Annotated in this window: 18 protein-coding genes; all 18 read left to right on the top strand. The window is 59.0% G+C overall.

Going from position 1 to position 16,633, the window contains the following annotated elements:
* The first annotated feature begins 18 nt into the window (after positions 1-18).
* The 18 genes from ABVN21_RS18685 (at position 19) to ABVN21_RS18600 (ending at position 16,576) form a co-directional block, all read left to right on the top strand.
* On the top strand, positions 19-1,233 hold the full coding sequence (locus tag ABVN21_RS18685) for an IscS subfamily cysteine desulfurase (RefSeq protein ID WP_034150842.1): 1,215 nt from the start codon (positions 19-21) through the stop codon (positions 1,231-1,233).
* 83 nt (positions 1,234-1,316) lie between these two features.
* The gene (gene iscU / locus ABVN21_RS18680; protein WP_007974006.1) at positions 1,317-1,703 is read left to right on the top strand and encodes a Fe-S cluster assembly scaffold IscU; all 387 of its coding nucleotides are present in this window, start codon (positions 1,317-1,319) and stop codon (positions 1,701-1,703) included.
* Between the two features lie 34 nt (positions 1,704-1,737).
* The gene (gene iscA, locus ABVN21_RS18675; RefSeq protein ID WP_003227904.1) at positions 1,738-2,061 is read left to right on the top strand and encodes an iron-sulfur cluster assembly protein IscA; all 324 of its coding nucleotides are present in this window, start codon (positions 1,738-1,740) and stop codon (positions 2,059-2,061) included.
* 8 nt (positions 2,062-2,069) lie between these two features.
* Entirely contained in the window at positions 2,070-2,591 is a 522-nt protein-coding gene (gene hscB, locus ABVN21_RS18670) for a co-chaperone HscB (protein ID WP_339553464.1), read from the top strand.
* Between the two features lie 51 nt (positions 2,592-2,642).
* A complete protein-coding gene (gene hscA, locus ABVN21_RS18665; protein ID WP_339553465.1) occupies positions 2,643-4,505 on the top strand; it encodes a Fe-S protein assembly chaperone HscA in 1,863 nt (620 codons plus the stop codon).
* Between the two features lie 2 nt (positions 4,506-4,507).
* Entirely contained in the window at positions 4,508-4,849 is a 342-nt protein-coding gene (gene fdx, locus ABVN21_RS18660; RefSeq protein ID WP_339553466.1) for an ISC system 2Fe-2S type ferredoxin, read from the top strand.
* A 14-nt stretch (positions 4,850-4,863) separates the two neighbouring features.
* Positions 4,864-5,064: a Fe-S cluster assembly protein IscX gene (gene iscX, locus ABVN21_RS18655; RefSeq protein ID WP_339553467.1), complete on the top strand. Its 201-nt coding sequence runs from the start codon at positions 4,864-4,866 to the stop codon at positions 5,062-5,064.
* Between the two features lie 88 nt (positions 5,065-5,152).
* Positions 5,153-5,578 carry a nucleoside-diphosphate kinase gene (gene ndk, locus ABVN21_RS18650; protein ID WP_024014216.1) on the top strand — a complete coding sequence of 142 codons (426 nt, stop codon included), beginning with the start codon at positions 5,153-5,155 and terminating at the stop codon, positions 5,576-5,578.
* A gap of 28 nt (positions 5,579-5,606) precedes the next feature.
* A complete protein-coding gene (gene rlmN / locus ABVN21_RS18645) occupies positions 5,607-6,749 on the top strand; it encodes a 23S rRNA (adenine(2503)-C(2))-methyltransferase RlmN (protein ID WP_056855164.1) in 1,143 nt (380 codons plus the stop codon).
* Between the two features lie 16 nt (positions 6,750-6,765).
* Positions 6,766-7,524, top strand: a complete 759-nt coding sequence (gene pilW / locus ABVN21_RS18640; protein WP_339553468.1) for a type IV pilus biogenesis/stability protein PilW — start codon at positions 6,766-6,768, stop codon at positions 7,522-7,524.
* Positions 7,524-8,561 (top strand): RodZ family helix-turn-helix domain-containing protein, encoded by a 1,038-nt coding sequence (locus ABVN21_RS18635; RefSeq protein WP_339553469.1) that lies wholly within the window; start codon positions 7,524-7,526, stop codon positions 8,559-8,561. The genes pilW and ABVN21_RS18635 overlap by 1 nt, the downstream gene beginning before the upstream one ends.
* Positions 8,562-8,564: 3 nt before the next feature.
* Positions 8,565-9,674: a flavodoxin-dependent (E)-4-hydroxy-3-methylbut-2-enyl-diphosphate synthase gene (gene ispG / locus ABVN21_RS18630; RefSeq protein WP_020795607.1), complete on the top strand. Its 1,110-nt coding sequence runs from the start codon at positions 8,565-8,567 to the stop codon at positions 9,672-9,674.
* Between the two features lie 37 nt (positions 9,675-9,711).
* Complete coding sequence (gene hisS, locus ABVN21_RS18625) at positions 9,712-11,001, top strand: histidine--tRNA ligase (protein ID WP_008057744.1); 1,290 nt, start codon at positions 9,712-9,714, stop codon at positions 10,999-11,001.
* A 42-nt stretch (positions 11,002-11,043) separates the two neighbouring features.
* The gene (locus ABVN21_RS18620; RefSeq protein WP_339553470.1) at positions 11,044-11,685 is read left to right on the top strand and encodes a tetratricopeptide repeat protein; all 642 of its coding nucleotides are present in this window, start codon (positions 11,044-11,046) and stop codon (positions 11,683-11,685) included.
* A complete protein-coding gene (gene bamB / locus ABVN21_RS18615) occupies positions 11,678-12,829 on the top strand; it encodes an outer membrane protein assembly factor BamB (RefSeq protein ID WP_339553471.1) in 1,152 nt (383 codons plus the stop codon). Before ABVN21_RS18620 ends, bamB begins: the two co-directional genes overlap by 8 nt.
* A 140-nt stretch (positions 12,830-12,969) precedes the next feature.
* Positions 12,970-14,439 (top strand): ribosome biogenesis GTPase Der, encoded by a 1,470-nt coding sequence (gene der / locus ABVN21_RS18610; protein ID WP_339553472.1) that lies wholly within the window; start codon positions 12,970-12,972, stop codon positions 14,437-14,439.
* 209 nt (positions 14,440-14,648) lie between these two features.
* On the top strand, positions 14,649-15,797 hold the full coding sequence (locus tag ABVN21_RS18605; protein WP_339553473.1) for a pyridoxal phosphate-dependent aminotransferase: 1,149 nt from the start codon (positions 14,649-14,651) through the stop codon (positions 15,795-15,797).
* Positions 15,785-16,576 carry an amidohydrolase gene (locus ABVN21_RS18600; RefSeq protein WP_339553474.1) on the top strand — a complete coding sequence of 264 codons (792 nt, stop codon included), beginning with the start codon at positions 15,785-15,787 and terminating at the stop codon, positions 16,574-16,576. The genes ABVN21_RS18605 and ABVN21_RS18600 overlap by 13 nt, the downstream gene beginning before the upstream one ends.
* Positions 16,577-16,633 lie beyond the last annotated feature (57 nt).

The raw sequence follows: 16,633 nt of genomic DNA, 5'->3' as shown, positions 1-16,633 counted from the left end.
TGATTTAGGAGATAGTCCATGAAATTGCCGATTTACCTTGATTACTCTGCGACTACCCCGGTTGATCCGCGTGTCGCGCAAAAGATGAGTGAATGCCTGCTGGTCGACGGAAACTTCGGTAACCCGGCGTCCCGTTCCCACGTGTTCGGCTGGAAAGCTGAAGAGTCCGTTGAAAACGCTCGTCGTCAGGTCGCTGACCTGGTCAACGCCGATCCGCGTGAAATCGTCTGGACCTCTGGTGCCACCGAGTCCGACAACCTGGCAATCAAGGGTGCGGCACATTTCTACGCCACCAAAGGCAAGCACCTGATCACCACCAAGATTGAGCACAAGGCTGTCCTCGACACCATGCGCCAACTGGAGCGTGAAGGCTTCGAAGTTACCTACATCGAACCTCGCACCGACGGTCTGGTCACTCCTGAGATGATCGAAGCCGAACTGCGCGACGACACCATCCTGGTTTCGGTCATGCACGTGAACAACGAGATCGGCACTGTCAATGACATTGCTGCGATCGGCGAACTGCTCCGTTCCAAGGGCATCCTGTTCCACGTCGACGCCGCTCAGTCCACCGGCAAGGTCGAAATCGATCTGCAGAAGCTGAAAGTCGACATGATGTCCTTCTCCGCCCACAAGACCTACGGTCCTAAAGGCATTGGCGCCCTGTACGTAAGCCGCAAGCCACGCGTTCGTATCGAAGCGACCATGCACGGCGGCGGTCACGAGCGCGGGATGCGTTCCGGCACCCTGGCGACTCATCAGATCGTCGGCATGGGTGAAGCTTTCCGCGTAGCCAAGGAAGACATGGCTGCCGAGAACGTGCGCATCAAAGCCTTGAGCGACCGTTTCTACAAGCAGGTCGAGCACCTGGAAGAGCTGTACGTCAATGGCAGCCTGACCGCCCGCGTTCCGCACAACCTGAACCTGAGCTTCAACTACGTTGAAGGCGAGTCGCTGATCATGGCGCTCAAGGATCTGGCGGTTTCGTCCGGTTCGGCCTGCACTTCGGCGTCCCTTGAGCCTTCGTACGTTCTGCGCGCCCTGGGCCGCAACGACGAACTGGCACACAGCTCGATTCGCTTTACCTTCGGCCGCTTCACCACCGAAGAAGAAATCGACTACGCCGCGCAGAAAGTCTGCGAGGCCGTTACCAAGCTGCGCGCTCTGTCGCCGCTGTGGGACATGTACAAAGACGGTGTCGACATTTCGAAAATCGAGTGGGCGGCACACTGATTTCAAGTCGCCGCGAACCGGCCCCGCGCACGATAGTGACGGGGCTTAAAGAGCGACTCTCTGATGAGTGAGGATTAAGAATCATGGCTTACAGCGAAAAGGTCATCGACCACTACGAAAACCCGCGCAACGTCGGCAAGATGGACGCGGAAGATCCTGATGTCGGCACCGGCATGGTCGGCGCGCCGGCGTGTGGCGACGTGATGCGCCTGCAGATCAAGGTCAACGACGCCGGCATCATCGAAGATGCCAAGTTCAAGACCTACGGCTGCGGTTCGGCTATCGCTTCCAGCTCCCTCGCCACGGAGTGGATGAAGGGCAAGACTCTGGACGAAGCGGAAACCATCAAGAACACTCAGCTGGCTGAAGAACTGGCCCTGCCGCCAGTGAAAATTCACTGCTCGGTACTCGCTGAAGACGCCATCAAGGCTGCCGTTCGCGACTACAAGCAGAAGAAAGGCTTGATCTGATTTTCGAGTTTTGGCGACGAGTAAGGAGTCACCGATGGCTATCAGCATGACAGAAGCGGCTGCTCGACACGTGCGGCGCTCCCTCGACGGGCGCGGCAAAGGTGAAGGGATTCGTCTGGGTGTTCGCACCACGGGCTGTTCCGGCCTTGCCTACGTGCTGGAGTTTGTCGACGAGGTGGTTGCAGAGGATCAGGTGTTCGAGAGTCACGGCGAAAAAGTGATCATCGACCCGAAAAGCCTGGCCTACCTGGACGGCACCGAGCTCGATTTCGTCAAGGAAGGGTTGAACGAAGGCTTCAAGTTCAACAACCCCAACGTACGCGGTGAATGTGGCTGCGGCGAAAGCTTCAACATCTGAGGCTGCTCGTGGGTACTCCTTGTCATTTCGCTTTATTTGAGCTGCAACCGAGTTTCAATCTGGACCTCGACCAGCTGGCTACGCGCTACCGTGAGTTGGCGCGCAGTGTTCATCCGGACCGCTTCGCTGACGCTTCCGAGCGTGAGCAGCGGCTGGCGCTAGAGCAATCCGCGAGCCTCAATGAGGCCTACCAGACGCTCAAGAGTCCACCCAAGCGCGCGCGTTACCTGCTCGCCTTGAATGGGGGTGAGCTGCCGCTGGAGGTCACGGTGCATGATCCGGAGTTTCTTCTGCAACAGATGGAGTTGCGTGAAGAGCTCGAAGACCTGCAGGACAGCGCCGACCTCAATGGCGTTGCCGTCTTCAAGCGACGCCTGAAGGCTGCCCAGGATGAACTGAACCAAAGCTTCGCAGCTTGCTGGAACGATGCCGCGCACCGCGAACAGGCCGAACGCCTGATGCGGCGCATGCAGTTCCTTGACAAGCTCACCTACGAAGTGCGCCAGTTAGAAGAGCGCCTCGACGATTAACCCAGTGCCGCTCCGGTCGCACGCCTGATATACAGATAAGTCCTGATAACGATGGCCCTACTGCAGATCGCCGAACCCGGCCAAAGTCCTCAACCGCACCAGCGTCGTCTGGCTGTGGGGATCGACTTGGGCACTACCAATTCGCTGGTCGCTGCATTGCGCAGTGGTCTTTCCGAGCCGCTTGCCGACGCAGAAGGGCGGGTCATCCTGCCGTCTGCCGTGCGCTATCACGCCGATCGCGTCGAAGTTGGCGAATCCGCCAAACTGGCTGCCGCTACCGATCCCTTGAACACTGTGCTGTCGGTCAAGCGCTTGATGGGTCGTGGTCTGTCCGACGTCAAGCAATTGGGCGACCAACTGCCGTACCGCTTTGTCGGTGGCGAATCACACATGCCGTTCATCGACACGATCCAGGGCCCGAAAAGCCCGGTCGAAGTCTCTGCCGATATCCTCAAGGTCCTGCGTCAGCGCGCTGAAGCGACCCTGGGCGGTGAACTGGTCGGCGCGGTGATCACCGTTCCAGCCTATTTCGACGACGCTCAGCGTCAAGCCACCAAGGACGCGGCCAAGCTCGCCGGTCTGAATGTGCTGCGTTTGCTCAATGAGCCGACCGCAGCCGCTGTGGCTTATGGTCTGGATCAACACGCCGAAGGCCTGGTCGCGATTTACGACCTGGGTGGCGGTACTTTCGATATTTCGATTCTGCGCCTGACCGGCGGTGTCTTCGAAGTCCTGGCTACCGGTGGCGACAGCGCCCTGGGCGGCGATGACTTCGACCACGCCATCGCTGGCTGGATCATTGAGAGCGCGGGCTTGTCTGCCGATCTCGATCCGGGCGCGCAGCGTCAACTGCTGCAAACCGCCTGTGCGGCCAAAGAAGCGCTGACCAATGCCCCGTCGGTCGAAGTGGTTCACGGCGACTGGAAGGCCGAACTGACCCGTGAAGCCTTTGATGCGCTGATCGAGCCGATGGTCGCGCGCAGCCTGAAAGCCTGCCGTCGCGCGGTACGTGATTCCGGTGTTGAGCTGGAAGACGTGCATGCGGTTGTCATGGTCGGCGGCTCGACTCGCGTGCCTCGCGTTCGTGAGGCCGTGGCGGAAGCCTTCGGTCGTCAGCCATTGACTGAAATCGACCCGGATCAAGTGGTGGCCATTGGTGCTGCGATCCAGGCCGATACCTTGGCGGGCAACAAGCGCGACGGCGATGAACTGCTGCTGCTGGACGTGATTCCGTTGTCCCTGGGGCTGGAAACCATGGGCGGCCTGATGGAGAAGGTGATTCCACGCAACACCACCATCCCCGTTGCCCGCGCCCAGGACTTCACCACCTATAAAGACGGCCAGTCGGCCATGGCAATCCACGTGTTGCAGGGTGAGCGCGAGCTGATCAGCGACTGCCGTTCCCTGGCACGTTTCGAGTTGCGCGGTATTCCGTCGATGGTGGCCGGTGCAGCGAAAATTCGCGTGACCTTCCAGGTTGATGCCGATGGCTTGCTCAGTGTTTCCGCCCGCGAACTGGGTTCGGGCGTTGAGGCCAGCATCCAGGTCAAGCCGTCCTACGGCCTGACCGACGGCGAAATTGCCAAGATGCTCAAGGATTCGTTCCAGCACGCCAACGATGACAAGGTTGCCCGCGTATTGCGTGAGCAACAAGTCGATGCGCGGCGGCTGATTGAAGCCGTTCAGGCTGCCTTGGAAGCTGATGGTGACCGCCTGCTCGATGCCGAAGAGCGCATGGTCATCGAGGCTCAGGTGCAGGAGCTGACCGAACTGATGAAAGGTACCGATGGTTACGCCATCGAGCAGCAGACCAAGCGTCTGTCGCAAGTGACCGATGCTTTTGCCGCCCGTCGCATGGATTCGACCGTGAAAGCCGCTCTGGCGGGCCGCAACCTGAATGAGATAGAGGAATAACGATGCCGCAGGTCATTTTTCTGCCACACGAAAAGTTTTGCCCGGACGGCATGGTTGTTGAGGCCGAGACCGGTACCTCTATCCTCGAACTGGCCCACGAACACCACATCGAGATGGAAAGTGCCTGCGGCGGCGTCTGTGCCTGCACCACATGTCATTGCCTGATTCGCGAAGGTTTCGACTCGCTGGAAGAGGCTGACGAGCTGGAAGAGGATTATCTTGATCGGGCCTGGGGGCTGGAGCCTGTATCCCGGCTGGGTTGCCAGGCCAAGGTCGGTACCGAAGACCTGACCGTCGAAATTCCGAAATACTCGCTCAACCACGCAGCCGAAGCGCCGCACTGATTCAAGGAATTATCATGAGTCTGAAGTGGACTGATGTGCTGGAAATCGCGATCCAGCTGGAAGAAAGCAAACCCGATGTTGACCCTATGTCGGTCAACTTCGTCGATCTGCGCAAATGGGTGATGGAATTGCCCGAGTTCGACGACAAGCCTGAGCATTGTGGCGAAAAGATCCTGGAGGCCATTCAGGCCCACTGGATCGAAGAACGCGACTGAGCCACGCTGCAGGTTAGGCAATACCCAAGAACCCGCGTATAATTCGCGGGTTTAATTTTTCGCAAATTACCGTTTCTGGAGTTACACCATGGCTGTTCAACGTACTTTCTCCATCATCAAGCCTGACGCCGTTGCTAAAAACGTGATCGGCAAGATCACCACTCGCTTCGAAGACGCTGGCCTGCGCGTTGTAGCTTCGAAACTGAAGCAACTGTCCAAAGCCGAAGCCGAAGGCTTCTACGCTGAGCACAGCGAGCGCGGTTTCTTCGGTGATCTGGTTGCCTTCATGACTTCCGGTCCGGTTGTTGTTCAGGTTCTGGAAGGCGAAAACGCTATCGCTCGCAACCGTGAGCTGATGGGCGCTACCAACCCTAAAGAAGCTGCTGCCGGCACCATCCGTGCAGACTTCGCTGAATCGATCGACGCCAACGCCGTACACGGTTCGGACTCCGAAGCCGCTGCTGCTCGCGAAATCGCATACTTCTTCGCAGCTACTGAAGTAACCACTCGCTAAGCATTGGCTTAAGAGTGAAGGTGAATCCATGACTACATCGACTGTAAAAACCAACCTGCTGGGTCTGACTCAACAGGAAATGGAAAAATTCTTCGACTCAATCGGGGAGAAGCGTTTCCGTGCCGGTCAGGTAATGAAATGGATTCACCACTTTGGCGTCGATGATTTCGACGCCATGACGAACGTCAGCAAGGCCTTGCGCGAAAAGCTCAAGGCTGTTGCTGAAGTCCGTGGTCCAGAAGTGGTCAGCGAGGACATCTCCAGCGACGGCACCCGCAAGTGGGTGGTGCGCGTGGCGTCCGGCAGCTGCGTCGAGACCGTGTACATTCCCCAGGGCAAGCGCGGCACCTTGTGCGTTTCGTCCCAGGCAGGCTGTGCCCTGGATTGCAGTTTCTGCTCCACCGGCAAGCAAGGCTTCAATAGCAACCTCACCGCCGCCGAAGTGATCGGTCAGGTGTGGATTGCCAACAAATCCTTTGGCAGCGTCCCGGCGACCGTCGACCGTGCCATCACCAACGTGGTGATGATGGGCATGGGTGAGCCGCTGCTGAACTTCGACAACGTCATCGCAGCCATGCATCTGATGATGGACGACCTGGGCTACGGCATTTCCAAGCGCCGTGTGACCCTGTCGACTTCCGGTGTGGTGCCGATGATCGATGAGCTGTCCAAGCACATCGACGTCTCCCTGGCGTTGTCCCTGCATGCACCGAATGACGCATTGCGTAACCAATTGGTGCCGATCAACAAAAAATATCCGCTTAAGATGCTCCTCGAGTCGTGCCAGCGCTACATGTCGTCCCTGGGCGAAAAGCGCGTGCTGACCATCGAGTACACCTTGCTCAAAGACGTCAACGACAAGGTCGAGCACGCGGTCGAGATGATCGAGTTGCTTAAGAACATCCCGTGCAAGATCAACCTGATTCCGTTCAATCCGTTTCCGCACTCCGGGTACGAGCGGCCGAGCAACAACGCCATTCGTCGGTTCCAGGATCAGCTTCATCACGCCGGTTTCAACGTCACTGTCCGCACCACTCGTGGTGAAGACATCGACGCGGCTTGTGGTCAATTGGTAGGGCAGGTGCTGGATCGCACCCGTCGCAGCGAACGTTATATCGCCGTGCGCGAACTGAGCGCCGACAACGATATGGCGCAGAACGCCGCGAAATAATTAAGAGAGGATCTCTATGTCCCTGCGCTTTGCGCTGCTTTTGCTGTTGGCCAGCCTGTGTTCGGGCTGCGTGCTTTCGGGCGATTACAACCCGATGAAGACCAGCAAGGGCCGTGACGAAGCGCGTGAGGCGTACGTGCAGTTGGGCATCGGTTATCTGCAACAGGGTATGACCGAGCGGGCAAAAGTGCCATTGAAGAAGGCACTGGAGCTGGATGACGCGGATCCTGACGCCAATGCGGCACTGGGGCTGGTATTCCAGGCCGAGATGGAGCCGGAACTGGCAGACCAGCATTTCCGCAAGGCGCTGTCTTCTCGTCCCGCCGATGCGCGCATCCTCAACAACTACGGCAGTTTTCTTTTCGAGCAGAAACGTTACAAGGAAGCCTACGAGCGCTTCGAACAGGCTGCTGCCGATACCCTGTATCCTGAGCGTTCGCGAGTATTCGAAAACCTCGGCATGACCGCTTCAATGCTCGGCCAGCGGGATTTGGCCCAGCAGCAACTGGAAAAAGCCTTGCGCTTGAATCGTCAACAACCTCGTGCCTTGCTGGAAATGGCTGAGTTGTCTTACGAAGACAGGCATTATGTGCCCGCGCGTGACTATTACGATCGTTTTAGCCTGCTTGCCGAGCAAAATGCACGTAGTCTATTGCTCGGCGTTCGGCTGGCAATAGTGTTCGAAGATCGCGACAAGGCTGCCAGTGCGGGCCTGCAATTAAAACGACTCTATCCCGGTACACCGGAATATCAGCAATACCTGTCGGAGCAATGATGAAAGCGGCGCATCCTGAAGTTGTAGCAGCGAATCGCGTAAATCCCGGTGAGACCTTGCGCCAGGCCCGCGAAAGCAATGGCTGGTCGCTGGCCGAAGTGGCTCTCAAGCTCAACCTTACCGTCAATTCCCTGAGTAATCTGGAAGCCGGCGCTTTCGATAAGCTGCCTGGGCACACCTTCGCCCGTGGCTATATCCGTGCCTACGCTAAATTGCTCGGTATGGACCAGGCCGTTCTGGTCCAGCAGTTCGACCAATCCACCGGTACCGACTCCAAAGGCAGCAGCGTTCATAGCCTGGGTCGTATCGAAGAGCCGGTTCGGGTTTCCCACACCATTTTGCGAATCGTCAGCCTATTGTTGCTGATCGCTGTGATCGGCGGCGGTTTCGTCTGGTGGCAGGACCAGACCTCACTGCGCACCAAAGACCCGATCAGCCTCAGTCCGGAACACGTCGAAGTCGAAGGCGCTGACGGCACCACCCAGATCCATCCTCTGGACGAGCCGGAAGACCAGGCCGTCGCCGAAGGTCAGGCTGAAGGTGCAACTGCGCTGGCGTTGCCGCAGGCCGAAACCTCGGCAGATACATCAGCCCAGGGCCCGGAAGCCGCACCTTCGCCAGCACCAACCGCTCCTGCTCCAGCAGCGCCGACGCACAACGCTGCCCCGGTTGTTGCGACGCCTGCGACCCCGGCTCCAGCTGTTCCTGCCGTTCCAGCCCCGACTGTGACTGCACCGGTTGCTCCGACTGCTCCAGCACCGGCGGCTCCTGCTTCAACGGCTGCTCCAGTTGCCGGCCAGGGTCAGGTTCAACTGCAATTCACTGCTGATTGCTGGACACAAGTCACCGACGGCACTGGCAAGGTGTTGTTGAGCGGCCTCAAGCGCAAGGGCGACAGTGTTTCCGTCAGTGGCAAGCCGCCGTTCGCCGTACGCCTGGGCTACGCCCGTGGCGCGCAGGTCAGCTACAACGGTCAGGCAGTCGATGTTGCTCCGTTCACCAGTGGCGAGACTGCTCGCCTGAAGTTGGGTCAATAAGTCATGCACGGCGAATCTCCAATCAAACGTCGCGAATCGCGCAAGATCTGGGTCGGCAACGTACCGGTAGGCGGCGATGCGCCTATCGCTGTGCAGAGCATGACCAACAGCGACACCAATGATGTCGCAGCCACCGTCGCCCAGATCAATCGTCTGGAAGCAGCCGGTGTCGATATCGTGCGGGTATCCGTCCCGGACATGGACGCTGCCGAGGCGTTTGGCAAGATCAAGCAACTGGTCAAGGTTCCGCTGGTTGCCGATATCCATTTCGATTACCGGATCGCTTTGCGCGTCGCCGAACTGGGCGTGGACTGTCTGCGGATCAATCCGGGCAACATCGGTCGTGAAGATCGCGTACGTGCCGTGGTCGACGCAGCCCGTGATCGCGGCATTCCGATTCGCATCGGTGTGAATGCCGGTTCCCTGGAAAAAGACCTGCAAAAGAAATACGGCGAGCCGACGCCGGCCGCGCTGGTCGAATCGGCCTTGCGCCACGTCGAGCACCTTGAACGCCTGAATTTCCAGGACTTCAAGGTCAGCGTGAAAGCTTCCGATGTGTTCATGGCCGTCGAAGCCTACCGCCTGCTGGCGAAAGAAATCGTTCAGCCGCTGCACCTGGGCATCACTGAAGCCGGTGGTTTGCGTTCCGGCACAGTGAAATCTGCCGTGGGCCTCGGTATGCTGCTCGCCGAAGGGATTGGCGATACTATTCGCATCTCGTTGGCGGCCGACCCGGTCGAGGAAGTGAAAGTCGGCTACGACATTCTCAAGTCCCTGCATCTGCGTTCACGTGGCATCAACTTCATTGCCTGCCCGAGCTGCTCGCGGCAGAACTTCGATGTGGTCAAAACCATGAACGAACTGGAAGGGCGCCTCGAAGACCTGTTGGTACCGCTGGATGTCGCGGTCATCGGTTGCGTGGTCAACGGCCCGGGTGAAGCCAAGGAAGCCCATATCGGCTTGACCGGCGGCACGCCAAACCTGATTTACATCGACGGCAAGCCGTCGCAGAAACTGACGAATGACAATCTGGTGGATGAGCTCGAACGCTTGATCCGCGAGAAAGCGGCCGAAAAGGTCGAAGCTGACGCTGCCGTAATCGCGCGCGGTTGAGACTGACTAAAGAGCCGAACGAATTTAAGGATTTATTGTGAGCAAGTCTCTGCAAGCCATTCGTGGCATGAACGACATCCTGCCCGAACAGACTCCGTTGTGGCGTCATTTCGAGGGCACCGTTTCGCGTCTGCTGGATAACTACGGTTACAAGCAGATCCGCATGCCGATCGTTGAGTTCACCGAGTTGTTCAAGCGCTCCATCGGTGAAGTGACCGACATCGTCGAAAAAGAGATGTACACCTTCGACGACCGCAACGGCGATTCACTGACCCTGCGTCCTGAAGGCACCGCCGCCTGCGTGCGTGCAGTGCTCGAGCACGGCATCACCGGCGGTGGCCAGGTGCAGAAACTTTGGTACATCGGCCCGATGTTCCGTCACGAGCGTCCGCAGAAAGGCCGTTATCGCCAGTTCCACCAGATCGGTGTCGAGGTGTTCAACCTCGACGGTCCGGACATCGATGCCGAACTGATCGTGCTGACCTGGCGCCTGTGGGGCGAGCTGGGTATCCGCGATGCGGTCAAGCTCGAACTCAACAGCCTGGGCACCAGCGAATCCCGTGGTCGTTACCGCGAAGCACTGGTCGAGTTCCTGTCCGGGCATCTGGACAAACTGGACGAAGACAGCCAGCGCCGCCTGAAGACCAATCCGCTGCGGGTTCTGGACACCAAGAACGCCGACACACAAGCGATTCTGGTCGATGCGCCGAAGATGGCCGACTACCTCGACGAAGAATCCCGCGTGCACTTCGAGGGCCTCAAGGCTCGCCTGGACGCCGCCGGCATTCCTTATGTGATCAACCCGAAGCTGGTGCGCGGGCTGGATTACTACAGCAAGACTGTTTTCGAATGGGTCACCGACAAACTGGGCGCCCAAGGCACCGTGTGTGCCGGTGGACGTTACGACGGCCTGGTTGAGCAGATGGGCGGCAAACCGACCGCTGGTGTGGGTTTCGCCATGGGTATCGAGCGTCTGGTTCTGCTGCTGGAAACCCTGGAGCAGATCCCGGAAGAGATCTCTCGTCAGGTCGATGTCTACCTCTGCGCCTTCGGTGAAGAAGCCGAGCTGGCCGGTCTGGCCCTGGCCGAGCGCGTGCGTGACCAGTTACCAAACCTGCGCCTGCAAGTGAATGCCGGCGCCGGCAGCTTCAAAAGCCAGTTCAAGAAAGCCGACAAGAGCGGTGCGCTGTATGCACTGATCCTCGGTGACGATGAGATGGCCCAGCAAGTGGTAGGTTTCAAACCCCTGCGTGGCCAGGGCGAACAACAAAGCATTGCCTGGGATGCGCTTGCCGCTCACCTGGCCACCTGCGTCGTGCAGGGTTGAAGCTGTCTTAAACAGCCGATTTAGCGATTAAGGAGTATTGGGGTGTCGAGTACCGAAGACGAACAGCTGGCGGATTTGAAGGACTGGTGGTCACGCAACGGCAAGCCCCTGGTCACTGGCGGCTTGTTGGCGCTGGTTATCGTGTTCGGCTGGCAAGCCTTTCACAAGTATCAGAACAACCAGTCGCAAGGCGCCTCGATGCTCTATCAGCAATTGCTGGAGACCACGCTGACGCCAGATGGCAAGCCTGATGCGGCCCGGGTTTCCGATCTCGCCGGCAAGCTCAACAGCGAGTTCGGCGGCAGTGCCTATGCGCAGTACGGCAGCCTGTTCGTAGCGAAAGTCGCTGTCGACAGCGGCAAGCTGGATGACGCAGTCAGCGAGCTGAAAGCCATCGTTGCCAAACCTGCCAACCCGGCACTGGGCGAAATCGCCCGTCAGCGCCTGGCGCAGGTTCTGGGGGCGCAGAACAAGGCCGATGAAGCCCTGAAACTGCTTGAAGGCGATGCCGACAAAGCGTTCCTGGCCACTCGCGAAGAACTCAAGGGCGACCTGCTGGTGCAGTTGGGTCGTACTGACGAAGCACACGCGGCGTATCAAAAAGCCAAGGCGGCACTGTCGGATGAAGCGGCGGTCGGTGGCCTACAAATCAAGCTGGACGATCTGGCCAAAGGGGATGCGTGACGTGATCCGTTGGAAACATGCAGCATTGCTGGCTCTGGCCGTTATGGCCGCGGGTTGCAGCAGCAACAGTAAAAAAGAATTGCCGCCGGCCGAGTTGACCGACTTCAAAGAAGAAGTGGTTTTGCAGAAGCAGTGGAGCCGTTCGATCGGTGACGGTCAGGGCGAAAGCTACAACATGCTGGTTCCGGCAATCGATGGCGATACCATCTATGCCGCCGACGTTACCGGTGTGGTGATGGCGATGGATCGCAGCAACGGCGACGTCAAATGGAAGAAAGATCTCGAACTGCCTGTTTCCGGCGCCGTTGGCGTGGGTTACGGTCTGCTGACGATCGGTACGATCAAGGGTGAAATCGTTGCCCTGGACGCCATCAACGGCGAAGAGAAATGGCGCGCTCGCGTGTCCAGCGAAGTCCTCGCGCCACCCGCCAACAACGGCGACGTGGTGGTGGTTCAGACTCAGGACGACCGTCTGATCGGTCTGGATGCCGCGACCGGCAACCAGCGCTGGTTGTATGACAGCACGCCTGCGGTCCTGACCCTGCGCGGAACCAGCGCACCGATCGTTACCAACCGCCTCGCGGTGGCTGGCTTTTCGACCGGTAAAGTGGTTGCTCTCGACATTTCCAACGGCGTGCCGGTGTGGGAACAGCGTGTAGCGATCCCACAAGGTCGTTCGGAACTGGAGCGCGTGGTCGACATCGACGGTGGCTTGCTGCTGTCCGGCGAGACGATTTATGTCGCGAGCTATCAGGGGCGCGTTGCGGCACTGGACCTGCAAAGCGGTCGTCAGCTCTGGCAGCGTGATGCTTCCAGCTATGCCGGTGTCGCCCAGGGTTTTGGCAGCGTCTATGTGAGCCTGTCTTCGGGCACCGTTGAAGGCGTCGACGAACGTTCCACCTCCGCCTTGTGGAGCAACGATGCGTTGGCCCGCCGTCAACTGTCGGCTCCGGAAGTGTTCTCCAGCTACGTTGCAGTTGGTGACCTGGAAGGTTACCTGCACCTGCTGAGCCAGGTGGACGGTCGTTTCGTCGGCCGCGAGCGCATCGACAGCGACGGCCTGCGTGCTCGTCCGCTGGTGGTGGGTGACACGATTTATGTATATGGCAACAGCGGCAAACTGGAAGCCCTGACCATTAAGTAATGGTTTGACTATGCTTGGGGTTAGTTCCCCAAGCGGCCCCGTTCTGCGGGGCTCGCAGTGCTAACAGGCGCTGCCCCGAGCACCAGCCGCTGCCTCGCAGCGGCTTTTGTATTTTCTGAAATAACGAAGTGGAGAGCCGCATGGTTCCCGTAATCGCCCTGGTGGGCCGACCGAACGTCGGCAAGTCCACCTTGTTCAACCGCCTGACCAGGACTCGTGACGCCATCGTCGGCGACTTGTCCGGTCTGACCCGTGATCGCCAATACGGTGAGGCCAAGTGGCAAGGGCGTTCCTACATTCTGGTCGACACCGGCGGTATCTCCGGTGACGAGCACGGTATGGACGAAAAAATGGCCGAGCAGTCGCTGCTGGCCATTGAAGAAGCGGATGTTGTGTTGTTCCTGGTAGATGCCAAGGCCGGTTTCACTGCCGCTGACCAGATGATCGCCGAGCATTTGCGCAAACGTAACAAGCGTTCCTACGTGGTTGCCAACAAGGTCGACAACATCGACCCTGAAATGGCCCGCGCCGAATTCGCTCCGTTGGGCATGGGCCACGCGATCCCGATCGCCGGTGCTCACGGCCGTGGCATCACCCAGATGCTGGAAATCGCCCTGAGCGATTTCCCGAAAGACGAAGAAGAGCCGGAAGAAGGCGAGGAAGAGATCGTTGCCGAAGGCGAGGAAGCCAAGCGCATTCCTGGCCCGAGCGAAAAAGACGGGATCAAGATCGCGATCATTGGCCGCCCGAACGTCGGCAAGTCGACCCTGGTCAACCGTATGCTCGGTGAAGACCGGGTAATCGTCTATGACCAACCCGGCACCACCCGCGACAGTATCTACATCCCGTTCGAGCGTAACGACGAGAAGTACACGCTGATCGACACCGCTGGTGTGCGCAAGCGCGGCAAGATCCACGAAGAAGTCGAAAAGTTCTCCGTGGTCAAAACCCTGCAAGCGATCAAAGACGCCAACGTGGTGATCTTCGTGATGGATGCCCGCGAAGGCGTGGTCGACCACGACCTCAACCTGCTGGGCTTCGCCATTGAGTCGGGTCGTGCGCTGGTTATCGCGATCAACAAGTGGGATGGCATGACGCCGAGCGAGCGCGACTTCGTGAAGGTCGAACTGCAGCGTCGCCTGTTCTTCGTTGATTACGCCGACATCCACTTCATCTCGGCACTGCACGGCACTGGCGTAGGCAACCTCTACGCCTCCGTTCAGAACTCGTTCAAGTCCGCGGTCACCCGCTGGCCGACCAACCGCCTCACCCAGATCCTGGAAGACGCGGTTGGCGAGCACGCGCCACCGATGGTCAACAATCGCCGGATAAAGCTGCGCTATGCCCACTTGGGTGGTGCGAACCCGCCGATCATCGTGATTCACGGTAACCAGATCGAGAAGGTGCCGAAGTCTTACGTGCGTTACCTGGAAAACACTTACCGTCGTGTGCTGAAGCTGGTCGGTACGCCGATCCGCATCGAGTTCAAGGGCGGCGAGAACCCGTACGAAGGCAACAAGAACTCGCTGACAGACCGCCAGGTCAACAAGAAGCGTCGCTTGATGTCGCATAACAAGAAGGCCGACAAGAAGCGCCGCGACAAGCGCTGACGCTTGCGTAGGAGCCGGCTTGCTGGCGATGGCACCACCGCGGTTCATCTGAAATACCGCAGTGATAGGATCGCCAGCAATCCGGCTCCTACAGGGTTCGGCAGTAAAAAGGGTGCTCGCCAGAGCGCCCTTTTTTTATGGGCGACGTTTGGGCTATCCTCGGACTCCCCGCGCCGACGTAGAGCCGGGTGTAGAGCAGGGAATCACCGATGATCACCAGTAAGCTGCCGAATGTCGGCATCACTATCTTCACTCAGATGTCTCAACTCGCGGCGCAGACCGGGGCAATCAACCTGTCCCAGGGCTTCCCCGATTTCGATGCTCCGCAGGCCCTTTGCGACGCCGTTGGGCGGCATATTGCCAATGGGCACAATCAGTATTCACCGATGACCGGCCTGCCGGCATTGCGTCAGCAAGTGACGGCGAAAATTGCGCGCAGCTACGGCGTCACTGTCGATGCCGACAATGAAGTGACCATCACTCCCGGCGCCACTCAAGCGATCTTCTGTGCGATTCAGGCGGTTATCCACAGCGGCGATGAAGTGATCGTCTTCGATCCGTGTTACGACAGTTACGAGCCGTCGGTGGAGCTGGCTGGTGGTCGTTGCGTGCATGTGCAACTCGGTTTGAATGACTTCTCTATCGACTTTCAAAAGCTGGCTGAGGCGATTACGCCGCGCACACGGATGATCGTGCTCAACTCGCCGCACAATCCGAGTGGGGCGCTGATCAGCCGGGCCGAGCTGGATCAGCTGGCGGATTTGATCCGTGAAAAAGACATCTACATCGTCAGTGACGAGGTTTATGAGCACCTGGTTTTCGACGGTGTGCCTCACGTCAGCGTGCTGAATCACGAAGAGCTGTATCAGCGCGCATTTGTGGTCAGTTCATTTGGCAAGACTTACCACGTCACGGGCTGGAAAACCGGCTACGTGGTCGCGCCGCCGGCCCTGACGGCGGAGCTGCGCAAGGTGCATCAATACGTCAGTTTCTGCGGTGTGACTCCACTGCAATACGCGTTGGCCGACTTCATGGCCGAGCATCCGGAACACATCGCTGAGTTGCCGGGCTTCTATCAGGCCAAGCGTGACCTGTTCTGCGATCTGCTGGCGCCGTCGCGTTTCAGTTTCACCCGGGTGACCGGCACGTATTTCCAATTGGTCGACTACTCGCAGATCCGTCCCGACCTCAATGACGTTGAGATGGCGCTGTGGATGACCCGTGAACACGGCGTGGCGAGTATCCCGATCTCGGTGTTCTACCAGACGCCGCCTGAAGGCCAGCGCTTGGTGCGGCTGTGCTTTGCCAAGCGCGAGGAGACCCTGCGTGAAGCAGCGGAAAAACTATGCGTGATTTGAGTGCGCTGCCGAATTTGACCGTCGCGCTGATTCAGACCTCCCTGGCCTGGCATGATCGTCAGGCAAATCTGGAGCATTTCGAGCCGTTGCTGGAGCAGGCTCGCGGCGCTGATCTGATCATCCTGCCGGAAATGTTCACCACCGGGTTCTCGATGGAGTCTGAAACTCTCGCGGAAGCGGAAAGCGGCCCCACCAGCAAATGGCTGCGCGTTCAAGCGGCGAAACTTGATGCGGTGATCACCGGTAGCGTGATCGTTCAGGCCACCGACGGCAGTCACCGCAATCGACTGTTGTGGGCGCGGCCGGACGGCGAGGTGTTGCACTACGACAAGCGCCATTTGTTCCGCATGGCCGGCGAGCACAATCACTACACCCCCGGCGAGCGCCAGGTGCAGTTCGAGCTCAAGGGTTGGCGCGTGCGTCCGCTGATTTGCTACGACTTGCGCTTCCCGGTCTGGAGCCGCGATGCCCAGGACACTGACCTGCTGCTGTACACCGCCAACTGGCCAGGCGCGCGTCGCCAGCACTGGAATCGTTTGTTGCCGGCGCGCGCGATCGAGAACCTGTGCTATGTCGCGGCGGTGAATCGCATCGGCACCGATGGCAAAGGTTTTGCCTATACCGGTGACAGTCAGGTACTGGATTTCCAGGGTGAGACCTTGCTCAGTGCGGGTGAGGCGGATGGCGTGTTCAAGGTGACGCTGGATGCGGCGGAACTGGCGGCTTATCGCACGCGGTTTCCGGCGAATCTGGATGCCGATACCTTCGAATTCACCTGACATTCGCTGCGCCTGACAGGGCCTCATCGCCAGCAGGCTGGCTCCCACATTGGAAAG

It is taken from the genome of Pseudomonas sp. MYb327 (assembly GCF_040438925.1).
Taxonomy (GTDB): domain Bacteria; phylum Pseudomonadota; class Gammaproteobacteria; order Pseudomonadales; family Pseudomonadaceae; genus Aquipseudomonas.
This window is presented reverse-complemented; position numbering and strand designations above follow the sequence as displayed.

Excerpts from the sequence above, each read along its gene's own strand:
- ABVN21_RS18685 (WP_034150842.1), top strand. The coding sequence starts at position 19 with ATGAAATTGCCGATTTACCTTGATTACTCTGCGACTACCCCGGTTGAT.
- iscU (WP_007974006.1), top strand. The coding sequence starts at position 1,317 with ATGGCTTACAGCGAAAAGGTCATCGACCACTACGAAAACCCGCGCAAC.
- iscA (WP_003227904.1), top strand. The coding sequence starts at position 1,738 with ATGGCTATCAGCATGACAGAAGCGGCTGCTCGACACGTGCGGCGCTCC.
- hscA (WP_339553465.1), top strand. The coding sequence starts at position 2,643 with ATGGCCCTACTGCAGATCGCCGAACCCGGCCAAAGTCCTCAACCGCAC.
- fdx (WP_339553466.1), top strand. The coding sequence starts at position 4,508 with ATGCCGCAGGTCATTTTTCTGCCACACGAAAAGTTTTGCCCGGACGGC.
- iscX (WP_339553467.1), top strand. The coding sequence starts at position 4,864 with ATGAGTCTGAAGTGGACTGATGTGCTGGAAATCGCGATCCAGCTGGAA.
- ndk (WP_024014216.1), top strand. The coding sequence starts at position 5,153 with ATGGCTGTTCAACGTACTTTCTCCATCATCAAGCCTGACGCCGTTGCT.
- rlmN (WP_056855164.1), top strand. The coding sequence starts at position 5,607 with ATGACTACATCGACTGTAAAAACCAACCTGCTGGGTCTGACTCAACAG.
- pilW (WP_339553468.1), top strand. The coding sequence starts at position 6,766 with ATGTCCCTGCGCTTTGCGCTGCTTTTGCTGTTGGCCAGCCTGTGTTCG.
- ABVN21_RS18635 (WP_339553469.1), top strand. The coding sequence starts at position 7,524 with ATGAAAGCGGCGCATCCTGAAGTTGTAGCAGCGAATCGCGTAAATCCC.
- ispG (WP_020795607.1), top strand. The coding sequence starts at position 8,565 with ATGCACGGCGAATCTCCAATCAAACGTCGCGAATCGCGCAAGATCTGG.
- bamB (WP_339553471.1), top strand. The coding sequence starts at position 11,678 with ATGCGTGACGTGATCCGTTGGAAACATGCAGCATTGCTGGCTCTGGCC.
- der (WP_339553472.1), top strand. The coding sequence starts at position 12,970 with ATGGTTCCCGTAATCGCCCTGGTGGGCCGACCGAACGTCGGCAAGTCC.
- ABVN21_RS18605 (WP_339553473.1), top strand. The coding sequence starts at position 14,649 with ATGATCACCAGTAAGCTGCCGAATGTCGGCATCACTATCTTCACTCAG.
- ABVN21_RS18600 (WP_339553474.1), top strand. The coding sequence starts at position 15,785 with ATGCGTGATTTGAGTGCGCTGCCGAATTTGACCGTCGCGCTGATTCAG.